At 67.9% G+C, this 3,587-nt stretch carries 4 protein-coding genes and 1 pseudogene; 1 reads left to right on the forward strand and 4 read right to left on the reverse strand.

Going from position 1 to position 3,587, the window contains the following annotated elements; genetic code table 11:
* Nucleotides 1–574, forward strand: a pseudogene (locus ACOADB_RS25315) (hypothetical protein); the annotation flags it as partial.
* A 6-nt stretch (nt 575–580) separates the two neighbouring features.
* Here the strand turns inward: ACOADB_RS25315 and ACOADB_RS25320 are convergent.
* From ACOADB_RS25320 to ACOADB_RS25335, 4 genes are all read right to left on the reverse strand, one after another.
* Nucleotides 581–1,216 (reverse strand): hypothetical protein, encoded by a 636-nt coding sequence (locus ACOADB_RS25320; protein ID WP_378605431.1) that lies wholly within the window; start codon nt 1,214–1,216, stop codon nt 581–583.
* Entirely contained in the window at nt 1,197–2,024 is an 828-nt protein-coding gene (locus tag ACOADB_RS25325; protein ID WP_378605434.1) for a hypothetical protein, read from the reverse strand. Before ACOADB_RS25325 ends, ACOADB_RS25320 begins: the two co-directional genes overlap by 20 nt.
* Before the next feature lie 173 nt (nt 2,025–2,197).
* On the reverse strand, nt 2,198–2,629 hold the full coding sequence (locus ACOADB_RS25330) for a type II toxin-antitoxin system VapC family toxin (protein WP_378605437.1): 432 nt from the start codon (nt 2,627–2,629) through the stop codon (nt 2,198–2,200).
* On the reverse strand, nt 2,626–3,168 hold the full coding sequence (locus ACOADB_RS25335; protein ID WP_378605440.1) for a hypothetical protein: 543 nt from the start codon (nt 3,166–3,168) through the stop codon (nt 2,626–2,628). Before ACOADB_RS25335 ends, ACOADB_RS25330 begins: the two co-directional genes overlap by 4 nt.
* Between the last annotated feature and the right edge of the window lie 419 nt (nt 3,169–3,587).

The following is a 3,587-nucleotide window of genomic DNA, read 5'->3' on the forward strand; positions in this document are numbered from 1 at the left end:
CAAGTACGACGCCGGAAAAGAGCTCGCGAAGGGGCGCCTGGCCTACAGCAGCTGGCACACCATGCGCAGGATCGGCGAGACGGACCCGAACGCCTGTCGCTTCAACGACTTCGCGTTGATCAAGGTGGACGCTCGCGACCGCAAGCTGGTCAACCCGACCATGCCCCACTGGGGCGGACCCGAAGGGCTCTCCGAGGGCGGCCTCTACATCCTCGACCGCGCCTACGGGTTCGGCCGCTCCTCGCTGCGCCGCGACAACAGCCCCGCCTCCCGCCAGGCCGCTCAGACGATGGCCGACCAGCCCGAGACCGAGGGCTGGGCCCACGTGATCATCGCCCCCTCGCCGGGCATCCCGGGCGACAGCGGGAGCGGGTACGTCGACGAGCACGGCCAGGCGCTCGGCACCCTGTCGACGCTGAGCATCGGCAGCGTCCTCTACAACGTGCTCGGCGACCTGATGCGGGAGCTGGAGTACGCCCGCCGGCACTCCGGGATCAGCGACCTCCGCCTGGAGCTCGGCACGGTGCCGTTCGACCAGGAGCGGGCCGAGGCCGCCGAGGTGCTCGCCCAGTAGTAGGAACTAGTGGCCGCGGACGTGCGGCGAGATCAGCGCCGTGCGCACCGAGATGCCGATCTCGCGGGTCCTCAGCGTCGTGATCCGGCGTCCCGGCTGGACGGCGTGCTTGACCGGGCCCGTGCGGTCGCCGAGGAACGCGGCCGTCGCGTCGATGTCGTCGACCGTGTGGGTCAGTCCCCACAGGCTCGCGGGCCCGTCGGTCGCGGAGTCCGGGGACCCGACGACCTCGAGGATCACGTCCCCGAGCCGGAAGAACGCCTGCCGCACGGGCATGCCACCGAGCTCGCCGTCCCGGACGCGACGCGGCTCCAGGCCGATCCCGCCGAGCGCCCCGAGGGTGCGGGACAGGTCCGGCGACAGGAGCACGACGTGGTCGATGTACGTCACGCCGTTGGCATGGTGCGCAGGCTCGACGAGCGGCGCGTCCGAGACCGTCGTCACCACACCGTCGACATCGGTCAGGTCCTCGGGAACACCGCGCAGCGACCAGCCGACGATGCCCTTGCCCTGGGCGCTCCCGACCAGCCGGAGCCGCACGGACCCGACCCGACAGACCCCGTCGTCATCGACGGTGAACCCGGCCGCGGCCCACGCCTCCGGGGCATCCGCGATCACGAGTTCATCGATGGTCACGTCCACGGAGGGACCCTACCGAGGACGCCGAGGCGCTCGAGCCGTTGCGACGACGGAACCGCCGGACGGCGTACTTGATGCCGACCGCAACCCAGGCAACCACGAATCCTGCCGCGGCTCCGAAGGCTGTCAACTGGACGACCTGTGTCTGGGAGCTGACCGGGTCGACGTACACCTCGAGGTCATCGCCGTCGGCGACGCGGACCACTTCGTAGCGCTCCCCGACCTCGAGTTCGCCGTTGCACGAAGATCGGTCCCGGAAGGTGCCCGGAAGGCCGGCCGGTGGATCGTCCGATCGCCACGTGACATCAGTCCTGGGCCCTTCGTGCTTGCCGCAGCCGAACCAGGATTCGTCGTGAATCGTCACCGCCTCGGCCTGCTCGCGCGGATACCCGCGTGTCTCGGAGAGTTCCGGCCCCCAGGTGAGGAAGAAGACGGCTGCCATCAGCAGGCTGATGATCGCCGCAAAGAGCCAGGCCGCCAGCAAGTCCTCGGCGTTCCCGATGCGCCGATACCAGTACCGGACCGCCGCGAACCGTCGCGGCTTGCCGGCCCCCAGTTCGCGTTCCAGCACGTCCCGCCAGTCCGCGTTCGCCAGGCCTCCGTTGACCAGCACGTCGCGCTCATCGACCTCGGCAAGCGCAACAGCCCGCCGGAGTTCGTCGACGTCGCCTGCAGCGGCCAGCACCGCAGCCGCCTGGATCCGCTCGACATCCGAGGCTCCCCCGACCAGGCACACCACCTCGGCGACCGTGCCATCGTCACGAAAGTCCCGCGCGATACGGGCGTGAAGCCGCTCCGACACCGCGCTCATCGGGGTCACCGCGTCAGACGTTGAAGCGGAACGAATCGAGCCGATTCCGACATTGCTCGATATTCGCTAGTTGTGGGGCTGACCTGAGCAAACGTTGTTCGGTGGCCATGGACGCTGTCGGTCCGTTTCGGTCCTGGTGAGGGCAGATTGAGGGCAGATAGGGTCGAACCCGCCTACGGGATTGTTTGCGGCAGCAGCGTGAAGTAGCCGCCGCCCTTGGGCGTGATCGACGGAAAGTGCCGCCTGTCCAGGGTGGCGATCTCTTGTGCTCCGAGGCGCTCAGCCACGGCCACCACCGACGCATCCGTGCCACCGAGCGGGAACGACGCAAACTGGCGGACCAACTCGGCCATGCGCGCAACGTCGTCGTTGGTCAGCTCGACCAGAGTGAACGTGCCGTCCGCAACCGAGTCGAGGAATGCCGCCTCGACCTCTGGCCCGCCGTGATGATTGAGCCAGTAGCAGACCTCAGCCAGCACCGTCGCGGGAAGAACGATGGCTTCGTTGGCCATGAACAGGTCACGGAACAGATCGGTGGCGGTGAAGTAGTGCTCGTCCCGCTCGTTGGCCAGAGCGACGAGCGGGCCGGTGTCGCAGACGATCAACGCTCGCTACCGAAACCTCGCGACATCACGGTGTCGATGTACTCGGGTGATGAGCCGTTCGTCGGGCCGTCTTTGACCATGCCAACGAACTTCGGCGGCCAGGTCCCTCTCGGCTTCGATTCAGCCAGCCGCTTGGCGTCGGCGAGCAGCACGTCCACCTGATCGTCGGGCATGCCCTCGATCAGGTGAATCAACTCGTCGCGATTTGCGGTCATGCCAGCAAGTCTAGGCGACTCGTCCGACGATCGGCGGACGTCAGATTGCGGGCGCGCGAGGCTCGTCAGCCGCTCGACCTCTGCTCGATCCAGCGCACCGCCACACAACCGAACGATCTCCGACATGGCGACGCCTTCGACGTCACGGAGTTCAGAGAGCGCGCGTCCGACATCGAGATCGGCACGCGGGCTGCGGCCTAGCTGCTCACGGGTATTGAGGACGCGAAGAACCACCGCCTCGATTCGTTGAGCACGGCGGATCAGTTGATGGCTGCGTTCCTCGCGTCGCTCCCAGATTCGGCGCCGACCCAGCTGACTGCTCATCGCAGGCCTCTGCGCGGAACCGACCGACGAGCCAGGCGCGTGATCTCGTCGGCGACGCTGCTCCACTTCGCATCATCAAGTGACCCATCCCCCGCCAGTTCCCCGATCTGGCGGAGCACCCGCCGACAGGCTGCCGGCGAATGGAGCACCGCATCGACATGCTGCTCGATGGGGACGGTCGGCTCCATGCCACGTTGGACGGCCTGCCGCTCCGCATAGTCCGCTCGACGGCAGGCTGCGCTGCACCATCGCTTCGGACGTCCAGGATGACGAGGTACTCCCTCGTAGATCCGACGGCCGCACCGCTCGCACGGCCGATCGGTGATCACTCGTCCTTCTCCAGCCCCAGCGTCCACGCGATGACGACCGCAGATCGCCACCGCAGGTGCTTGCCGACCCGGAACCCCTTGGGGCCGTAG

Origin of the sequence: Nocardioides sp. CPCC 206348, assembly GCF_048654705.1 — a bacterium.
GTDB lineage: Bacteria > Actinomycetota > Actinomycetes > Propionibacteriales > Nocardioidaceae > Nocardioides.

Coding starts and splice junctions, on each gene's coding strand:
- ACOADB_RS25335 (WP_378605440.1), bottom strand. CDS start 3,168: ATGAGCAGTCAGCTGGGTCGGCGCCGAATCTGGGAGCGACGCGAGGAA.
- ACOADB_RS25325 (WP_378605434.1), bottom strand. CDS start 2,024: ATGAGCGCGGTGTCGGAGCGGCTTCACGCCCGTATCGCGCGGGACTTT.